This is a genomic window from Bacillus sp. NMCN1 (genome assembly GCF_002998085.1).
Taxonomy (GTDB): domain Bacteria; phylum Bacillota; class Bacilli; order Bacillales; family Bacillaceae; genus Bacillus.
Map to the genome: position 1 here is coordinate 1,431,503 of NZ_PVQL01000001.1, position 18,014 is coordinate 1,449,516.

The following is an 18,014-nucleotide window of genomic DNA, read 5'->3' on the forward strand; positions in this document are numbered from 1 at the left end:
GACTATAAACGCCAAGGCTGACATTGTAAAGCAGGTTGCCTTGAGGATAATGTTATTTTTTCGGTGTGCTATCGTCCATCTTCAGCACAGCCATAAATGCTTCTTGCGGGACTTCAACAGAGCCCACTTGTTTCATGCGCTTTTTCCCTTCTTTTTGCTTCTCAAGAAGCTTTCTTTTCCGGGAAATGTCTCCACCATAACACTTAGCAAGTACGTTTTTACGCATTGCTTTAATGGTAGAACGAGCCACGATTTTTTGTCCAATCGCTGCTTGAACTGGTACTTCAAAATGCTGGCGTGGAATGAGTTCTTTCAGCTTTTCTACGATGATCTTGCCTCGTTCATAGGCGTAATCGCGGTGAACAATAAAGGAAAGGGCATCGATTTTTTCGCCATTCAGCATGATGTCCATTTTCACTAGAGTAGATGGGCGATAGCCAATCAGCTCATAGTCAAAGGACGCATAACCTTTTGTGTTGGACTTTAGCTGATCAAAGAATTCATACACGATCTCTGCCAAAGGAATTTCGTACACAATGCTCACTCGGTTTGCATCAAGGTATTGCATATCAATGAAATTACCGCGCTTTCCTTGGCAAAGCTCCATGACAGAGCCTACATAGTCATTCGGCACCATCATTGTTGCTTTCACGTATGGTTCTTCAATTTTCTCAATCTTTTGCGGATCAGGCAGATTGGACGGGTTATCTACGACGATTTTTTCTCCGTCTGTCATATACACATCGTAAATAACACTTGGTGCTGTCGTAATAAGGTCGATTTTAAATTCACGTTCAATCCGTTCTTGGATGATTTCCATATGAAGCATTCCAAGAAAGCCGCAGCGGAAACCGAAGCCAAGTGCTTGGGACGTCTCTGCCTCATATTGAAGTGAAGAATCATTTAATTCAAGCTTTTCTAACGCTTCACGTAAGTCGTTATATTTCGCTGTGTCAATTGGATAAAGTCCGCAGTAAACCATTGGGTTCAGCTTTCTGTATCCTGGCAGCGCTTCTGTCGCTGGGTTCTCCGCACTTGTGATCGTATCCCCTACACGTGTATCTCCGACATTTTTAATCGCTGCTGTTAAGTAGCCAACATCTCCAACAGTGAGTTCATCTGTCGGCATGGCTTTTGGTGTGAATACGCCGACTTCAAGTACTTCAAATTCTTTGCCCGTCGCCATCATTTTGATTTTCTGACCTGGTCTGACGGTTCCTTCAACAATTCGTATGTACGCAATAACGCCGCGATACGCATCGTAGAGAGAATCAAATATAAGCGCTTGAAGCGGTGCTTCTGGGTCTCCAGCAGGTGCCGGCACCTTTTCGACGATTTGTTCTAAAATATCTTCGATCCCAATACCAGCCTTAGCAGAGGTGAGAACAGCTTCAGACGCATCCAACCCGATGACATCTTCAATTTCTTCTCTTACACGCTCAGGCTCTGCACTTGGCAGATCGATTTTATTGATAATCGGAAGAATCTCTAAGTTGTTATCAAGAGCTAAATAAACGTTCGCAAGTGTCTGTGCTTCAATTCCTTGTGCTGCATCTACTACGAGAATCGCACCTTCACAGGCAGCAAGGCTTCGAGATACCTCATAGGTGAAGTCGACATGCCCTGGGGTATCAATCAGGTGCATAATATATTCTTCTCCATCCTTTGCCTTATATTTAAGCTGGACAGAGTTTAATTTAATCGTTATGCCGCGTTCACGCTCTAAGTCCATGGAATCAAGTAATTGTTCTTTCATTTCTCGCTGAGTAATCGCCGCTGTTTTTTCCAAAATACGGTCCGCCAATGTGGATTTCCCATGGTCAATATGGGCGATGATGGAGAAATTTCGAATTCTTGATTGCCGTTCTAATCGTTTTTCTTTATCTGTCACAATCTATCACTCCTACTATAAAACGCGGGTTGCGCTAGGTTAGATTATATCAATAGGGCTGTAAAGATTCAATCGAAATCAAGAAAAGCCGCTCATCGGTCAGCGGCTTTTGTCATATGGTGTTGATTCGTTTATTTCCCATTCACCCAATCGTAAAGAGAACGCGCTGCATGTGTCATGCCATCAGACAGCGCTTTTCCTGCCTTGGAGAAGGCATTAAAGCTCTCTATTTCCTCAAGCTGCTTTTGTTTTTCGGCAAGATCCTTTTCTGTGACAGCCGTTCCTAAGATAGAGGCTTCTCGTTCTTCTTCGTCGTTCATTTGGATGGAGAAAGCGCCTTTTAATTGTGGGTCATGGTAACCCTTCATTTGCAGCATGCCATTATTCGCCTGCTGCATTCCTAAAAAGACGCCAAATAGCAAGACCAGTCCTAAAATAATGGTTTTTCCAATAAATGATCCCATGCACCGTCACCACCTTAAGAGCGTTTTTTCTCATCCTTTGCTTTGCCGTTCACCTTTTCCGCGTCCCAGAAAATGTCGCTGAAGACATCAGCTGCTGCATTGGATGCATTTTTCAATTCTTCCATATTATTATCCACTCCGCCAAATTCTAAAAGAAGGGCTTTGTCGGATAAATCTTGATTATAAATTCCATTATCACCAATTTCGCCTTTGGCAAACACACCGACACTGAGACCTTTATATTTTTTCTCCATCAAATGGTGGAACTCCGTCGCCAGCTTGAGGTTTTTCTCATAGCTTTGATTCTTCTTCCCTACAACAAACGCAATTCTCGCATATTTTTTTCCTTTGATCTCGACAGTGGTGTCTTTCTTTCTTCTTGAGTCACGATGGATATCAATTAAATATTCGAGGTCATCATTTTTCGCTAAGGCTTCTTTTACGACCAATCTTGATTCATTATAAGACTGGGGATACTTTAATCCTTTTTGCAGGAGCCTTTTTTCAACTTCCGTTTTGTCGACCGTATTCCCGATTCCTTGCTGATCAAGCGCCTTTCCGAACATGTCGCCGACAAGGGTGACATTCACTTTTGAGTGCCTTGCATTGTTTGGGTTCGTTTCTCCTTTTAAAAATGGTAAATATGATTCCGTATTATGTGTGTGATAAATGTACACAGCTTTTCGTTTTCCTGTCGACTGGTCCGGCTCTTTCGCAGGCTTTTTCGGCACATCTTTGTCGAGCTTGTCCAGCTCTGCCAAATTTGCTTCTTTTTCATCCTGGATGACTTCACTTGGCGGCGGCGATTCCATTGGCATGTTGGTATAGTCTGTTCCTTCACCCGCTAAGATGATTTTTGTATCAAAATGTTCAAAGCCTGGGAGTTCTCTCCCTAGAAAACTACGCGGGTCTTCTAAATTGATACTGGTCGCCAGCTTGAGTGACAGTCCAGAGAAATGAAACCCTTTTTGATCTTTCGGGACTGCTGAGGCGAAATATTGGTTTTCCATGCCCATTAATGTGGCGAAGAACGCTCCGGAAAGCTCATCTGCTACACCATATAGCGAGGCTTGTGGCCTCAGCTCCGGCTTTAAAGATGTCAACGCCCCTGACATCACAAACACCACAACAAGCGAGGCTATAAATAAGAAAATGCTTTTGACTACTTTTGTTCCATTAATCGCAACGACCAACTGTCGAGGACGGCGGGGTCTTTTTTTCATGATTTACTCCCTCCAGCACGCTTTCTAGTAATTACACTATGAGCGAGCTAGAGAAAGTAGAACCGATTAATGATTATAAGAACCCATGTTATCTTGAGAGATTTTTTGATGGAGCGCTGTGTTTAATCCATTGGCGAGTACGTTTGCCATATCATCAATGAATGTATCCACTTCCTTAGGCGTGACCATTAAATTTTGCCCTAGCGGCGCAAGTACTTCATGGATCAGCTGCCGTTTCTCTTCTTCTGGAAGAGTTCCTACGATTCCTAAGAATGATTGACGTGTTTCCTCATCTGGTAAGTCTTCTTCGTTTAGCACTTTTTTCTTCCCAAAAGTCAAACCAGCCGGCACAAGAGAGCGGGACGGTCTATCATCTTTCAGTTCTCTACCAAAATGCTTTAAGACATAATCAATTGTGTCACTTGCAATGGTGACTGCATCTACCACTGTCGGAACGCCAATGGCAATAACCGGAATTCCCAACGTTTCTTTGCTTAATTCTTTCCGCTTATTCCCTACACCTGAACCGGGATGGATGCCTGTATCCGAGATTTGAATCGTGGTATTCACCCGTTCCACTGCACGAGCAGCAAGGGCATCGATGGCAATGACAAAATCAGGTTTGGACCGCTCGATCACACCTTGGATAATGTCGCTTGTTTCAATACCTGTTAGTCCCATCACTCCCGGTGATAAAGAGGATACTGGGCGGTAGCCTTCCTGTACATTTTCCGGCTGCAATTCAAAGAGATGCCGGGTTACAAGCAGACTTTCAACCGTGAGCGGACCTAACGCATCTGGCGTGACATTCCAGTTTCCTAGTCCTACTACAAGACAGCTCGCATCAGCCTGAATGCCTCGGTCTTTTAAAAACTGCGCAAAATGACGGGCAAAGACTTCGACGACTTTTTCCTGCATCTCAGAATCTTTCTCCCGAATGCCCTGCGCCTCAAGTGTCAAATATGTTCCCGCCTTTTTGCTGGTCAGCTCCTCCCCTTCTTTCGTGATTTCCACCGTGCGAATACGGATGCCGTGCTCCTCTTTTTCCTTTTCGACAATCCCTTGAATTCCGTCCTTTTTGACGACATTCGGATCGTTCTCTTGTTCTAGTATCTCTTTTGTTTCAACAGCCAAGTCTGTCCGGATTTGATAAGCACTTAAATCAAGTTTCTGTTTCTCCATAAAAAGACTCCTTCCACCAAGTAATTAACAGTAGTCTTTCCATCTCTTTAAAGAAACATTCGAGCGCTTCATCAATGAAAAATACTTTACATTTATATTGCATTCTAAAGGTGTGTTTGATAGAATACAACTTGTTCTATTGTGAAGATTTAACCTTAAGACAATTGTGTTTAGGTTGTATCTTAGGAGGTGAAACACATGCCAAATATTAAATCAGCGATCAAACGTACAAAAACGAATAACGAACGCCGTGCACACAACGCAACAATCAAGTCTGCGATGCGTACTGCGATTAAACAAGTTGAAGTTTCTGTAGCTAACCACGATGCTGAGCAAGCAAAAGCTGCTCTTTCTTCTGCTGCAAAACGCATTGACAAAGCCGTTAAAACTGGTCTTGTACACAAAAACGCAGCTGCGCGTTACAAGTCAAGACTTGCTAAACAAGTAAACGGACTTTCTGCATAATGCTTGCAACGCCTCAGTGATGAGGCACCTGTTTAACTGTACGTCCGTCCTGACCGGCTCAGCCATTAGGACTGACTGGCAATTATACATCTAAACAAAAACGACCCTCTTTTTAGAAGGTCGTTTTTTTTATGTTCAAGCACCCAATAGTCGAAGCAGGAACAATTCTAGCAATAGCTGCTTGTCCTTTTTACCGGTTTTCATTTCATAATCAATCGTTGATAGCTCTTTGACAATCTGCTTGAGCTCTTCTTCTGGAAACAGTCTTGCCTGATCCATAGCAAGTTTGACGCGGAATGGGTGGACTTTTAGATTTGAAGCAATTTGTTTTTGTCCATATCCTTGCTGAGCGAAATACTTCGCCTGCAAAATCAAACGGAATTGAGTTGATATGAGTGCTAATATTTTAATGGGTTCCTCATTTTGTTTCAGCAAATCATAAAACATCTGCATGGCCAGAGAGCGGCGTCTGTTGACAATTTGGTTAATTAATTCGAAAATATTCTGCTCTAAGCTTCTTGCAACGAGCTGATTGACATCCGCTAATTCAATTTCCTCTCGCTCTCCAATATATGTACTCAGCTTCCTGACCTCTTGAAACAGTGAAGATAGACTCCCGCCGCACAGCATCACAAGCTGCTCAGCTGCTTCAGATGTCATCGCCTTTCCTTCTGTTTTCACCAGTGTAATGGTGAAATCCGTTGTTTCTTTAGGGTTTAACTCTTTTGCCTCAACCATAGCCGCTTTCTTTTTTAGTAATTTGGTGATTTTCTTCCGTTCATCCAGCTTTTCATATGGTGCTAATAACACGAGAATGGTATAAGGCGCTGGCTTTTCTAAATAAGCTTCTAACACAGAAAGCTCATGCTCAATCTTCTCCTTTTTCTTTTCCGCTGTAAGAAAATAAGGATTCTTGATCACAACGAGCCGCCTTTCTCCCATGAACGGAAAGGTTTCTGCATCCGTCACAGCCTGTTCAAGCGGCACCTCTTCCATATCGAAGACGGAGTAATTAAAATCCTTCGCCTCCTCATCTACTACAGCTTGTCTTAATTTAGCTGCTGTTTCTTGCAGTAAATACGTTTCTTTCCCATATAAGCAATAAACGGGATAGATATCCCCTCTTTTTAAATTGTTCCAAACCTCAAAGACCATAAATTGAATCCCTCTCTTTCACTTCCTCCTCTATCCTAAAGTGTGTGAAGACATTAGTAAAGAGGAAGCTGAAAGTGCCGCCTCCTCATTTATAATAAACGTCTGGTGCAAGCTCCCGGGTCAGCTTGCTGTCAGACGATATTCATAAAATGATCATGAAAATGGAAAACGGTTACTTTACCTTCTAGCAATTCCAAATGAGTTCAAGTATACTAAAATTAGCCAGGAGGGATGAAAATGAATGAATTTGAAAAAAATGTTCAAAGCAAGCGGAATGATGTGACCGACTCAGCCGTTGGTTTTATTGTCACATTCGGATTTTTCGCCTCAATGTTTATTTTGGCAACAATTATACACCTCGTTGGATCTTAACTTCATGATTGCTAAATGACTGCCGTTTTGGCAGTTTTTTTATTGATTTTGTAAGATATCATATGGAGGATGCGTGTAAAACGTTCCTTTCTTCTCAAGAAATTCATAGGTCACACTCCCGTCTCGATCTGTGCGGTACACCTCCATTTGATGATCCTTTAGTTTTTTCAGGACTTCCTGATGAGGATGCTGATAACGATTGCGTTCACCAGCCGAAATGAGTGCATAGGACGGCTCCAGATGCCCCAGCCACTCCTCACTTGTTGACCCTTTACTCCCATGATGCCCAACCTTTAAGACATCCGCTCGCAGGTGGGGATAGGCTTCTATAATGTCTCGTTCCCCTTCTTGTTCAAGGTCTCCAGTGAACAGAAAACGTTTCCCACCAAGAGCAAAGGCCAGAACGAGTGAATCATTGTTCTTACTTGTCACCCGGTCTTGCGAAGGATGAAGAACCTCAAATATGTGCTCTCCAACTTGGAGCTGATCTCCTCTTTCTAATTCATCAACAATGATCCCTTTTTTAGCTGCTTCTTTTAGCAGCTTTGCGTCCTCTGGACTTCGGGCAAAGCCTTTTGGTATGGCCAGCCGCTTTACTTTATTTCGCTTGATTAAACGAACCGCTTCTCCCATGTGGTCTTGATCCGCATGCGTAAGAATTAGCACATCAAGTTTTGCTATACCTTTAGAATGCAAAAACGGGATCAGCGTTTGATCACCGATCGTAGACACTTTACGTCTTTTTTTCCACGGTTCCTCTTCAAAAGAAAGTCTGCCACCTGTGTCCACAAGTAGATGTCCCTTTCGATAGGGTAGCTGAATAAACAAACTATCCCCCTGTCCTACATCAAGCATCGTGACCTCTCCTTTTTGAAGAAAATTCGGGGTGAAATAGTGTGCACTTAGGATAGCAATGAGAAAAAGGGTCGGCACAGCATAGGATTTCACGGAAGTTTTGCACTCCATCACAAATAGCAGAAAAACAATGGCACTCACTTCAAGCAGAATATGCCACCAAGTAGATTTCATAAAAATCAAGTTGAACCCATCAAAAACTGCCATATGTGCTGACAACTGATGACTTAGCTGGATGACCGAATCAAGCAGCTGAAACAATGCTTGTCCAAGAGGAAGATAAACGATAGACAAAAGAAAAAAGAGTAAGGACAAAGGCAGGACAACCGTCGTATAAAAAGGGACAAACATCATATTCAATGGGATGCTCAGCAAAGAAAATTGCTGAAAATGATATAAAAGAACAGGAAGCGAGGCAATCTGTGCAACAAAGGAGATAAGGAATAACTGCATCACTGCACTTTTCGCTTGTGATAAGATTCTGGTCGATAACAAAATAAAAAACGTTACCACGAATGAAAGCTGAAATCCGATATCAAATAGATATAGAGGATGAATCGCTAATAAAAGTAAAAACGTTGCGCTTAATACTACAGCAGAAGGCTGTTTCATTTCTTTTGGCAGGCTCGTCATCACTAAATAGATTCCCGCCATGAGACAAGCTCTTAAAACCGATGGTGCAGCACCTGTCAAACAAGCATAAACAGGAAGAAAGCATAATAGAAGAATTCGTGCTGTCTCTCTTTTCACACCGGTACGAAGCAGACACCAAAATAAACAGGCAAGAAGCGTTTGCACATGCAGTCCTGAGATCGCTAACAGATGAATAATGCCGAGCATTTGATAGTCTCTTAACGTGTCAGGATCAATCAACTCACGGTCACCAAAAATAAGGGCCTGTACAATGCCTACAGAGTTTTTTGGGACATGATCTTTTAAGAATTTTAAGCCCTTTTGCCTCATCCCTTGAAGATAATAGGAAGGACTGTCTTTTCTTGTACAGCCTTTGATTGACTGTGGTAAGAAAATGGCGCTAATGCCTTTTGATTGTAGAAATTGATCGTATTGAAACCCGTTAGGAATGGTTGCGTGTTTAGGCGGCCGAACTTCACCTGTCATATGACAGCTCATACTTGGCTCTACATCTATTAACGCCTCTTTTTCATGCTCTGTTTGAATTGTATAAAAAGCGGCTAGTCGTTCATTGTCTGTTGACACAGTTGCTGAAAAACGATTGCCATCTATTTTCGGAATACTTTCAATCACAACGAAGCCGGAAAGAGATTTTTCTTGTACATGTTGATCCGCTTCAAAAAACTCATGAACCATAAAAATAAGTGTATAGACAGTTCCACATAGGCTGATCATCAGAAAGAGCTGGGGAATTTTTTTCAGTAGGCTGAGAAGTAATATGATGAGAAGAAAGAGAAGGAAATACACATGAAGATGATATGCAGCCAGAGCAATTCCAACAGCTGCTGAAATTGCCCCAAACGGCAAATAATTAAACATAGGAAGTAAATAATTGATTCGCCTTCTCATGCATATCGCGAATTTCTGTTTCACTAAGTCCTGATTCACTTAGCTTGCCAATTAAATCTGCAACAAAGGCCAATTTTTCTTGATTTTTTAAGTCGATGATCATTTCATCCAGTTCAACTTGTTCCGTTTGAACACCTGCCTGCTCAAATAAATCAATGGCATATGGGTGATTTTTATAATCCTTTGCATAGTAAACGGTTCGAATACCTGCTTGAATAATGGCTTTACAGCACTGCAAACAAGGAAAATGCGTGACATATATTTCAGCATCGGCTGTAGGTGCACCAAATTTGGCACATTGTAAAATAGCGTTCATTTCCGCATGGATGGTGCGAACGCAGTGATGATCAATGACATAGCACCCCACATCTGCACAATGGACATCACCAGCAATTGAGCCATTATATCCCCCTGCAATGATACGCTTGTCTCTGACGATGGTCGCCCCAACAGCTAACCGCTCACAGGTGCTTCGTAAAGCAAGCAAATGGCTTTGTGCCATAAAATATTGATTCCATGAAATTCTTTCCACGAGCTGATCCCTCCAGAATGATGGTTGGTATTAAGTGTACATGCCTTCCTTCTATACCGTCAATTCTACTTAACGGTCAATTCACTTTTCAGCCGTTCAATGGTCTTCTCCCCAAAACCTGAAATGTTCCGCAAATCGTCAATTTGTTGAAATTCTCCGTGTTCCTCTCTGTACGTAATGATGGCTTCTGCTTTAGCTGGCCCTATTCCGTTAATGGTTTGCAATTCCGCTACATCAGCCTGATTGACATTGACACCTTGACTCTTTTCTTTACCCGATGGAGCGTCAGTAGCTGCTATTTGTGTCTGCCTCTCCGCTTCTCCCTGCTTCCGTACATAAATCATCATACTGTCCTCTAATTTTGCTGCTTGATTGATTTCAATCGTGTCTGCTTTACTAGTAAAGCCCCCTGCTCTTTGAATCGCTTCTTCTACCCGCGCATCAGATTGAAACGTATAAACACCTGGCTTTTTCACAGCTCCTTTGACCTCCACAAAAATGGAGGGTGATTCATGATCGGTCTTTTCTTGTTTGTCTTCTAATGTGACCTGTATGTCTTTATCGTTCTTCAATACACTTGGCTCTCTGCTGCTCTCCCTATTTCCTGCGAAAAGGAAGAAAATGATGATGATCACGCCCATGAGCCCAGTTCCGATATAAAGACTGTATTTTTTCAATGGAATGAGTCGCTTCACGTGCTCACGCTTCTTTCAATCATATTTTTCTATTGTTCAACATACTGTTTAGAAGATAACAGATCCTATGCGTCTAAGGAGGGAGAACGTTTGAATATAGGGTTAATCGGTACAGGAAACATGGGTACCATACTTACTGAGGCATTTATTGAATCAAAGGCAGTCAATCCCTCATCCATCACCATCACAAACCGGACCATTGAAAAAGCGTTCAATATAAAAAAGAATCATCCAGAGCTTGAAGTAACGAAACAGCTTACAGGGGCTGTCACGAATAAAGATTTCATCTTTGTTTGTGTCAAACCACTTGATATTTATCCACTGTTAAAAGAGCTAAGCCCTCTTTTAACAGAGCAGCAAACCATTGTCATCATTACCAGTCCGGTTCATCCTGAACGGCTTCAGGATATCGTTCCTTGTCAAACAGCCAGGCTGATTCCAAGCATTACGAACCGCGCTTTATCAGGGGCGTCACTTTTAACATTTGGATCGTCATGCAATGTCGCGACGAAAACAGCGTTAAGACAGTTAGCTTCCTGCATTTCAACACCCATTGAAATTCATCATTCCATTACAAGAGCGGCGTCAGATATCGTCAGCTGCGGTCCTGCCTTTATCAGCTTTCTCGTTCAGAAAATGATTGAAGCAGCTGTCGAAGAAACAGATATTTCTAAAGAAGAAGCCACCACCTTATCAGAAGATATGCTTGTAGGACTTGGCCGTTTGATTGAAAAAAGAGTCTATACCCTTCCGACACTGCAAGACAAAGTGTGTGTAAAAGGCGGCGTCACTGGTGAAGGAATTAAAGCACTTGAAGCAGGTGTTCAAGATATGTTTCACCGCCTTTTTCAAAACACCCATGAAAAATTCGCTGAAGATCTTGAAGCGGTTGCGCATCAATACCCGCCAAGTGTGTTTACTGATGATCGCAGAAATTGATTATCTCTGCAACAAGCGAAAAAAGGGTTTTAAAAAACCATCGTTCCATTAAACGATGGTTTTTGGTTTCTTAGCTGAAATGAAATATCTTTCGGCGAATTCCCTGGGGGCTTCATTTGTAAAATCAGCGGTCACTTCTATCTGTTCAAAGCCAGCGGACTCAAGGAACGCCGCATATGTCTCAAATGGAAATGTACGCTGCTCATGTGTCTCATCATAACGCTGATACACGTCTCCGTCCTTTACAAAAAAGCTTAAATCGTGAATGACCGAATACATGTCAATCCCTTTATCACTCTGCCAAATATAGCTGATCTCTTCATCTTGATCGGCATAAGTCGAACCTGGGAATACCTCTTCCATTTTATAAGGTGTATGAACATCAAAGAGTAAAACCCCATCTACCTCTAAAAGCTGAAACATGTTTTTAAAGGTTTTTTTGACGTCATTTTCGTTTTTTAAGTAATTCAAGGAATCACAGCAAATAACCGCTGCTTGAAAGACCTGCTCAAAACCCGTAAGCTCTCTCATATCTTGATGTAAAAATTGAATGGACTGCTTTTTCGCCTGTGCTTTTTGCTGCGCGAAGGCCAGCATTTCTTCACTGAGGTCAATTCCTGTGACTGCGTGGCCCTTTTCAGCTAACCGAAGAGAAATTTCTCCAGTTCCACAGCCAACATCAATAATGGCAGCATTCGGTTTGATATACTGCTGGATCCACTGAACCCATTCATCATAAGGTGCAATTGTCATGAGCTCGTCATACACACCTGCAAACCCTTGATAAATCATGAGTTAATGCCAAGTGAAAGCGTTTCTCTCGGCGCATCTCCCCATAGCTTCTCTAGATTGTAGTATCCTCTTTCTTCCTTGTGGAACACATGAGCAATGACATCACCAAGATCAATCAATACCCATCTTGCTTCATCAAAGCCTTCCATCTTCTTCACTTCGATTCCACTTTCCTCTGCAAGATGTTTTACTTCTCTTGCAATGGCCTGCACTTGTTTATCAGAGTTCCCATGACAAATGAGAAAATAATCTGCAACAAGAGAGATTCCTTGCATATTAAGGGCAATAATATCCTCAGCCCGTTTATCATCGCATGCTCCTGCCGCGACGTTTAAAATTGATGATGAATCCATCCAAATTCCTCCTTAGTTGTTCTTATGCACAAGCGAGTTATAAGTAGCAAGCGTATCCGGAAAGACTGGCTGATTCTTTTTCAATAAAAAGCTGATGGTGTTTTTTAGCGATTGAATCAGTGCACGATCCAAATCTCGCTCTGCTAACTCTCTTACTTCTTCGACACCAGGGAAATGACGTCCTGGTTCGATATAATCTGCAACATAAATGACTTTTTCAAGTAATGTCATGTTTGGTCTGCCTGATGTATGAAATTCAATGGCAGTTAAAATATCTTGATCGTCAATTCCAGCTTCCTTCTTAACCAAATAGGCACCAACGGGGGCATGCCAAAGCTCAGGCGAATATTCCAGCAATAGAGGGTTCATCTGTTCTTGCTGGATAATCCCCTTCATTTCTTCCTTTGGTCTAAATTTCGCATAATCATGAAAAATAGCCGCGAGCTCTGCTTTTTTCACATCTGCACCGAACCGTTCCGCTAATGAAATGGCTGCACTCATGACCCCAAGCGTATGTGTATATCTATGCTCTGTTAACTGCTCTTTGACACAGCTTAATGCTTCTTCACGATTCATATAAATGATGCTCCTTTATATAACCCTCAACAGCTTTCGGGATCAAATAATCGACAGGTTTTTCCTGCATTATTCGCTGCCTAATCAATGTCGATGATACATCAAAAGCTGGAACATCTGCAAATAAAAGAGGATATTCCGTACTTCCGGCATAACCCGGTCTTTTCATCCCAATAAAGGTGATCATTTGAAGCAAATCATTAATCCGATGCCATTTTGGCAAATACTCGACCATGTCTGCTCCAATCATAAAAAAGAACTCATTCTCAGGATGACGCTTCTTTAAAAGCTCCACCGTATCTACTGTATAAGATGGACCCTCTCGCTCCATTTCAATGAGCTCCAGCCGAAAATGTTGATTTGACTGGATCGCCGCTTCCACCATTTTTACCCGGTGACGACTATCTGCTCGTTTCCGGTCTGTTTTATGAGGGGGCTTGTGATTTGGGATAAACCAAATTTCATCAAGCCCTACTTGAAAACGCACCTCATTCGCCATCAGCAAATGTCCATTATGAGGAGGATCAAACGTACCGCCGAACAACCCTATTTTTTTCATATCACATCCACCTTTACGGCAGCTTAATTTGTTTATTTTCCTTCGATTCTTTATAAAGGACAATCACATTTCCGATCGTTTGAACAAGTTCAGCTTTTGCACCTTTTACCAGTGCTTTCGCAACTTCCGTTTTGTCCTCGTCGCAGTTTTGCAATATGCTGACCTTTAAGAGTTCTCTTGCTTCAAGCGCCTCGGAAATTTGCTTGATCATATTGTCATTTACCCCGCCTTTTCCTACTTGAAAAATAGGTGATAAATGATGTGCTTTTGCACGTAAAAAACGTTTTTGTTTCCCTTTTAACATGGTGTTCCTCCTAATTTCTCTATCACAATTGACTTCATTTTTCTGGCGTCAGGCGTGATGCCTGTCCACAGTTCAAAGGCTCTTGCTGCTTGTCCAACAAACATACCAACACCATCTACTGTTTTCAAACCTAACCCGGCCGCTTCACTGAGCAGCTTTGTTTCTATTGGATTATACACAATATCACAAACGACCGCTGTTTTTTTTGCGTTTGCTAAAGAGATCGGGGTTTCTTCAACATTCGGGTGCATACCGATCGAGGTCGTATGGATGATGACATCATATTCCCCAAGCCGCTCTTCTGCCGCTTTTAACGCAATAGCGCTAGATGTAATGTTTCCATCCGCACTTTCAATTAAAGCCTCCGCTTTTTCAATGGTACGGTTGGTGATATCAAAGCTTTTCGGTGCATAGTCAGCGATTGTCGTATAAATCGCATTTGCCGCTCCGCCAGCACCAATCATTAGAAATGACAGCTCCGATAAAGGCTGATCCAAGGCTTCAAGCAATGAATGAAGAAAGCCCTCTCCATCTGTGTTGTACCCGACGAGCTGACCTCCTTCGAGCCGCACCGTATTGACTGCACGCAAGCGTTCAGCTGTCACATCAATTTTATCAAGGTACTGCATAATGTCTACCTTGTGCGGAACAGTGACGTTAAAGCCGCTGATACCCAAGGCTTTCATACCGCGAATGGCATCTTTAAGGTTCTCGTCTTCTACTTGAAAGCCATGATAATGTCCATCAATCCCAGCATCCTTTAATGCTGCATTATGAATATCCGGAGACATTGAATGGCCAACAGGGTTACCGATTACTCCGTATAAAGGTTTCAAGGTCTCTCCCCCTTTGAACATTTAAATTAACGAACGTCTCATAAACACATGAACGCCTTTTGGCGCATAGACTTTGATTTGCTTCCCTGCATCATTTGCCGTTACCCATCCTAAGCCTGAAAAGACGATGTCCATTTTCGGCTGATCAATCGTAAAGGTATGCGGAACGAGCGGCGGGAAATCTTCCATCTCCTCTTTTGATGGCGGTGATAGCAGTTCCCCGGCATGTTTTTCATATAAATCATCTGCGTTCTCTAACTTTGTTCTGTGTATGTTCAGCTCATTTGGCATATAGCAGACAAATGACGTTCTGCCGCCTTTTACATAGTCAAATCGAGCCAGTCCGCCAAAATAAAGTGTTTGAGCTTCATTTAATTGGAACGTTCTCGGTTTCAATTCTTTTTTCGGGGTTAAGATCTTCAAGTCATTTTTGCTGACATAGTGCGCCATCTGATGGCGGTTGATAATGCCTGGCGTATCAAATAAAGCAGACCCGTCATCAAGCGGGATCTCAATGGCATCAAGTGTTGTACCTGGATATTGGGATGTCGTGATCACGTTCTCTTCGCCAGATACTTCTTTGATGATTCGATTGATAAATGTGGATTTTCCAACATTCGTACAGCCGACGACATAGACATTTCTTCCCTCGCGGTAATGATCGATCGCTTCCATCACCTCAGGTACGCCCTGACCTCTGCTTGCACTGATTAAGAAAACATCGATCGGGTTCAATCCGTTTTCTTTGGCTTCACGTTTCATCCAATGAATCAGACGATCTTTTTTCACGGATTTCGGTAAAATATCTACTTTGTTGCCGACGAGTAAAATCGGATTACCACCGACGATACGGCTCAGTCCATTGATCCAGCTTCCGTTAAAGTCAAAAATATCAACGACCTTTACAATCAGAGAATCTGTCTCTCCAATGCTGTGCAATATATTTAAAAAGTCGTCTTCTGTTAAAGAAACATCTTGTATTTCATTGTAGTTCTTTAACCTAAAACAGCGCTGACAGATCACATCTTCTTTCAATAGAGATGCTGCCGGCGCATATCCTAATTGATCTTTATGTTCCGTCTGAATGGCTACACCGCAGCCAATACAAACAACCTTTTCCATTATTACTCTTCCTCCCACTGAATGTGGCCCTTACGCTTTAAGGCGCCTAAAATTCTGCGTTCAATCTGCCTGTTAAACTTGGTGAAAAATCCGTCTGAGGCAGCAACAGGGACGACCAAAATCGTATGGAAGCCATGACGATTCCCGCCTAGAACATCGGTCATGAGCTGATCCCCAATGACCACCACATCTTCTTTTTTCAATTGCATATCAGCGACTGCCTTATTAAAAGCTCTTCCCATAGGCTTTTTCGCTTTATAAATAAACGGGATATGAACTGGTTCAGAAAAAAGCTTGACCCTTTTTTCATTATTGTTCGATACAATCGTCACTTGTATCCCGTGATCCTTCATTTCTTGAAACCATTCAATTAAGCGGGGCGTCGCACTTGGACGGTCCCATTCTACTAGTGTGTTATCTAAATCGGTAATAATTCCTTTTACATTTCGTTCTTTTAGTTTTTGCGGCGAAATGTGGAAAATGCTTTTCACAAATTCATCCGGTAAGAAATACTTCTTTAGCACAATTTGCACCCTTTCTTCCATTGGTTTTTCAGCGATGGTGTCGAATCAAATCACAATTTGTCTGTCTATCGAATACAATGAAAAAGTTTTCGACATATGACGAGGACCTTCAACAGTTGTGGATAATTTTACACACATTATCCACCTATATTTCATCACGCTTTCATTCAATTATAAACACTCTACCCACAAGTTATCCACTTCACCATGTGGATAACAGAACGATTGTTCTTGTTTCCCATTCATGGTAGATTAAAGGTACTTCAGAGACATTCGATCAACCTATGATGATATGTCTTTTCCTCAACTTTTATGCCAACTTTTTCAGGGGAGGTGTTTTTCCCATCATATGGGTTTCTAGTATGAAAAAGCTGTCAGATGATTTACTTATAGAATCGTACTATAAAGCAAATGAAATGAACTTAAATCGCGACTTCATTGAATTAATTGAGACAGAAATGAAAAGACGTTCGCTCGGGCATATGCTCTCCGTTTCCTCTTAATTCCATATCACAGGAACCATGCCTCCCGAGCACTCTCCTTTTTTAAACTCAGGTGACTGATATTATATCACTTGCGCTATAGGCTTACTACTATTTTCCGTAAAAAACACCCCTTCTCAAGTAAAGAAGAGGTGTCTTATTTGTAAGGCTGTTCATTCCAAAACCATAACCCTCCGCCTACGACCAAAATGACCACAAGGAACACAACGAGAAAAGCGTAACCGATTCCTGCTCCTTGAGCTGGATAAGGCGAACACGCAGGGTAAGGATAAGGGCATCCCCACATATCAGTTACCTCCTTCTAGGAAGATATACTGTTAGACTATGCTGGAAGGATGGTCTTGTTTAGGCAGATGGCCAACATTTATAAATGTTTGATGACATCACGCTCTTTGATTTCGTTATAAATAATTCTTGCCCCTTTTGGCGTCATATGATTGCCAGAAGGGTCGATCAAACCTGATTGAATCAGCGCATTGTCACTATCTTCACCAGCTTCTCGGATGAACGCTTTCCAATTGTCGACAAGCGGTACTTGCTGATCCTTGGCTATTTCTCTCGTGATGTCATTATAGGAATTTTGCCAAGCTCTTGCCCCGCCTCTCTCAGCAAAATAAGATGACTTATACCTAGAGTAATAATACAAGCCCTTTTTTCCGCCTTCTACAACAGGTACACAGGTCATGAGAATCGGAGTAATGCCTGCTTTTCTACTTTCAGAAATAAAGTAGGATACATTTTCTTTAAACCGTTTTTTCGTCACTCGGGGATGTTTCCCGTCTAAAATCGCCGCATCATTCGTACCGAACATGATGAGGACGTAAGTTGGTTTCTGCTTTAAAATATCCTGCTCAAAGCGAAGCTTCGCGTCTTCAGTTGTCTGCCCGCCAATGCCTGCATTCTTCACTTGAATTTGGCCGCGCTCGACGTTTTTCATGAGATTCACCCATTTTTCAGATGTCGGATAATCTCGAAAGTCCCAGTTTGATCCCCTTGTGTTACTGTCACCAAATGCAATAACGCTTTCTTGTACTGGCTTTGAACATCCAGAAGCGACACAAAGCAGGATGAAAAGGACAACATATTTCTTCACAACATTCACCTCCAAAAGCCCTCTTCATATAGTAAAC

The 18,014-nt window shown here is 42.2% G+C and carries 22 protein-coding genes; 4 read left to right on the plus strand and 18 right to left on the minus strand.

Going from position 1 to position 18,014, the window contains the following annotated elements; all coding sequences use genetic code 11:
- Positions 1-52 precede the first annotated feature (52 nt).
- From lepA to gpr, 4 genes are all read right to left on the minus strand, one after another.
- On the minus strand, positions 53-1,891 hold the full coding sequence (gene lepA, locus C6W21_RS07645) for a translation elongation factor 4 (protein ID WP_106049864.1): 1,839 nt from the start codon (positions 1,889-1,891) through the stop codon (positions 53-55).
- Positions 1,892-2,022: 131 nt separating this feature from the next.
- The gene (locus C6W21_RS07650; protein ID WP_044139432.1) at positions 2,023-2,355 is read right to left on the minus strand and encodes a YqxA family protein; all 333 of its coding nucleotides are present in this window, start codon (positions 2,353-2,355) and stop codon (positions 2,023-2,025) included.
- A gap of 14 nt (positions 2,356-2,369) precedes the next feature.
- The gene (locus tag C6W21_RS07655) at positions 2,370-3,578 is read right to left on the minus strand and encodes a stage II sporulation protein P (RefSeq protein ID WP_106049865.1); all 1,209 of its coding nucleotides are present in this window, start codon (positions 3,576-3,578) and stop codon (positions 2,370-2,372) included.
- Between the two features lie 66 nt (positions 3,579-3,644).
- Positions 3,645-4,760, minus strand: coding sequence for a GPR endopeptidase (gene gpr / locus C6W21_RS07660; protein WP_034661368.1), 1,116 nt, complete (start codon positions 4,758-4,760; stop codon positions 3,645-3,647).
- Between the two features lie 198 nt (positions 4,761-4,958).
- Here gpr and rpsT point away from each other — a divergent pair, with 198 nt between their 5' ends.
- A complete protein-coding gene (gene rpsT / locus C6W21_RS07665) occupies positions 4,959-5,225 on the plus strand; it encodes a 30S ribosomal protein S20 (RefSeq protein WP_106049866.1) in 267 nt (88 codons plus the stop codon).
- A gap of 135 nt (positions 5,226-5,360) precedes the next feature.
- On the opposite strand, the gene holA is transcribed toward rpsT, so the two are convergent.
- A complete protein-coding gene (gene holA, locus C6W21_RS07670; RefSeq protein WP_106049867.1) occupies positions 5,361-6,380 on the minus strand; it encodes a DNA polymerase III subunit delta in 1,020 nt (339 codons plus the stop codon).
- Positions 6,381-6,617: 237 nt separating this feature from the next.
- Between holA and C6W21_RS07675 the strand changes: the two genes are divergently transcribed.
- Positions 6,618-6,752, plus strand: a complete 135-nt coding sequence (locus C6W21_RS07675) for a YqzM family protein (RefSeq protein ID WP_012010638.1) — start codon at positions 6,618-6,620, stop codon at positions 6,750-6,752.
- Positions 6,753-6,791: 39 nt separating this feature from the next.
- On the opposite strand, the gene C6W21_RS07680 is transcribed toward C6W21_RS07675, so the two are convergent.
- The 3 genes from C6W21_RS07680 to C6W21_RS07690 all read right to left on the minus strand — a co-directional run bounded on the left by C6W21_RS07680 (position 6,792) and on the right by C6W21_RS07690 (position 10,376).
- Positions 6,792-9,119 (minus strand): DNA internalization-related competence protein ComEC/Rec2, encoded by a 2,328-nt coding sequence (locus tag C6W21_RS07680; protein WP_106049868.1) that lies wholly within the window; start codon positions 9,117-9,119, stop codon positions 6,792-6,794.
- On the minus strand, positions 9,112-9,681 hold the full coding sequence (locus tag C6W21_RS07685; protein WP_024423045.1) for a ComE operon protein 2: 570 nt from the start codon (positions 9,679-9,681) through the stop codon (positions 9,112-9,114). The genes C6W21_RS07680 and C6W21_RS07685 overlap by 8 nt, the downstream gene beginning before the upstream one ends.
- Before the next feature lie 65 nt (positions 9,682-9,746).
- Positions 9,747-10,376, minus strand: a complete 630-nt coding sequence (locus tag C6W21_RS07690) for a helix-hairpin-helix domain-containing protein (protein WP_106049869.1) — start codon at positions 10,374-10,376, stop codon at positions 9,747-9,749.
- A gap of 90 nt (positions 10,377-10,466) precedes the next feature.
- Here C6W21_RS07690 and comER point away from each other — a divergent pair, with 90 nt between their 5' ends.
- The gene (gene comER, locus C6W21_RS07695; protein ID WP_106049870.1) at positions 10,467-11,315 is read left to right on the plus strand and encodes a late competence protein ComER; all 849 of its coding nucleotides are present in this window, start codon (positions 10,467-10,469) and stop codon (positions 11,313-11,315) included.
- A gap of 48 nt (positions 11,316-11,363) precedes the next feature.
- Here the strand turns inward: comER and C6W21_RS07700 are convergent, their stop codons facing one another.
- The 8 genes from C6W21_RS07700 to C6W21_RS07735 are packed head-to-tail and all read right to left on the minus strand — an operon-like array spanning position 11,364 to position 16,381.
- Positions 11,364-12,107: a class I SAM-dependent DNA methyltransferase gene (locus tag C6W21_RS07700; protein WP_106049871.1), complete on the minus strand. Its 744-nt coding sequence runs from the start codon at positions 12,105-12,107 to the stop codon at positions 11,364-11,366.
- Positions 12,104-12,460, minus strand: a complete 357-nt coding sequence (gene rsfS, locus C6W21_RS07705; RefSeq protein WP_003217467.1) for a ribosome silencing factor — start codon at positions 12,458-12,460, stop codon at positions 12,104-12,106. Before rsfS ends, C6W21_RS07700 begins: the two co-directional genes overlap by 4 nt.
- Positions 12,461-12,472: 12 nt before the next feature.
- Positions 12,473-13,036 carry a bis(5'-nucleosyl)-tetraphosphatase (symmetrical) YqeK gene (gene yqeK, locus C6W21_RS07710; RefSeq protein ID WP_106049872.1) on the minus strand — a complete coding sequence of 188 codons (564 nt, stop codon included), beginning with the start codon at positions 13,034-13,036 and terminating at the stop codon, positions 12,473-12,475.
- Positions 13,026-13,595 (minus strand): nicotinate-nucleotide adenylyltransferase, encoded by a 570-nt coding sequence (locus tag C6W21_RS07715; RefSeq protein ID WP_106049873.1) that lies wholly within the window; start codon positions 13,593-13,595, stop codon positions 13,026-13,028. Before C6W21_RS07715 ends, yqeK begins: the two co-directional genes overlap by 11 nt.
- Before the next feature lie 13 nt (positions 13,596-13,608).
- Positions 13,609-13,899 carry a ribosome assembly RNA-binding protein YhbY gene (gene yhbY, locus C6W21_RS07720; protein WP_106049874.1) on the minus strand — a complete coding sequence of 97 codons (291 nt, stop codon included), beginning with the start codon at positions 13,897-13,899 and terminating at the stop codon, positions 13,609-13,611.
- Entirely contained in the window at positions 13,893-14,735 is an 843-nt protein-coding gene (gene aroE, locus C6W21_RS07725) for a shikimate dehydrogenase (protein WP_106049875.1), read from the minus strand. Before aroE ends, yhbY begins: the two co-directional genes overlap by 7 nt.
- 21 nt (positions 14,736-14,756) lie before the next feature.
- The gene (gene yqeH / locus C6W21_RS07730) at positions 14,757-15,857 is read right to left on the minus strand and encodes a ribosome biogenesis GTPase YqeH (RefSeq protein ID WP_106049876.1); all 1,101 of its coding nucleotides are present in this window, start codon (positions 15,855-15,857) and stop codon (positions 14,757-14,759) included.
- Between the two features lie 2 nt (positions 15,858-15,859).
- A complete protein-coding gene (locus C6W21_RS07735) occupies positions 15,860-16,381 on the minus strand; it encodes a YqeG family HAD IIIA-type phosphatase (protein WP_044139602.1) in 522 nt (173 codons plus the stop codon).
- Positions 16,382-16,743: 362 nt separating this feature from the next.
- On the opposite strand from C6W21_RS07735, the gene C6W21_RS07740 reads away from it, so the two are divergent.
- Positions 16,744-16,884, plus strand: coding sequence for a sporulation histidine kinase inhibitor Sda (locus tag C6W21_RS07740; protein WP_003217327.1), 141 nt, complete (start codon positions 16,744-16,746; stop codon positions 16,882-16,884).
- A 136-nt stretch (positions 16,885-17,020) separates the two neighbouring features.
- On the opposite strand, the gene C6W21_RS19000 is transcribed toward C6W21_RS07740, so the two are convergent.
- Entirely contained in the window at positions 17,021-17,170 is a 150-nt protein-coding gene (locus tag C6W21_RS19000; protein ID WP_189318153.1) for a hypothetical protein, read from the minus strand.
- A 78-nt stretch (positions 17,171-17,248) separates the two neighbouring features.
- Complete coding sequence (locus tag C6W21_RS07745; RefSeq protein WP_223249535.1) at positions 17,249-17,977, minus strand: SGNH/GDSL hydrolase family protein; 729 nt, start codon at positions 17,975-17,977, stop codon at positions 17,249-17,251.
- Between the last annotated feature and the right edge of the window lie 37 nt (positions 17,978-18,014).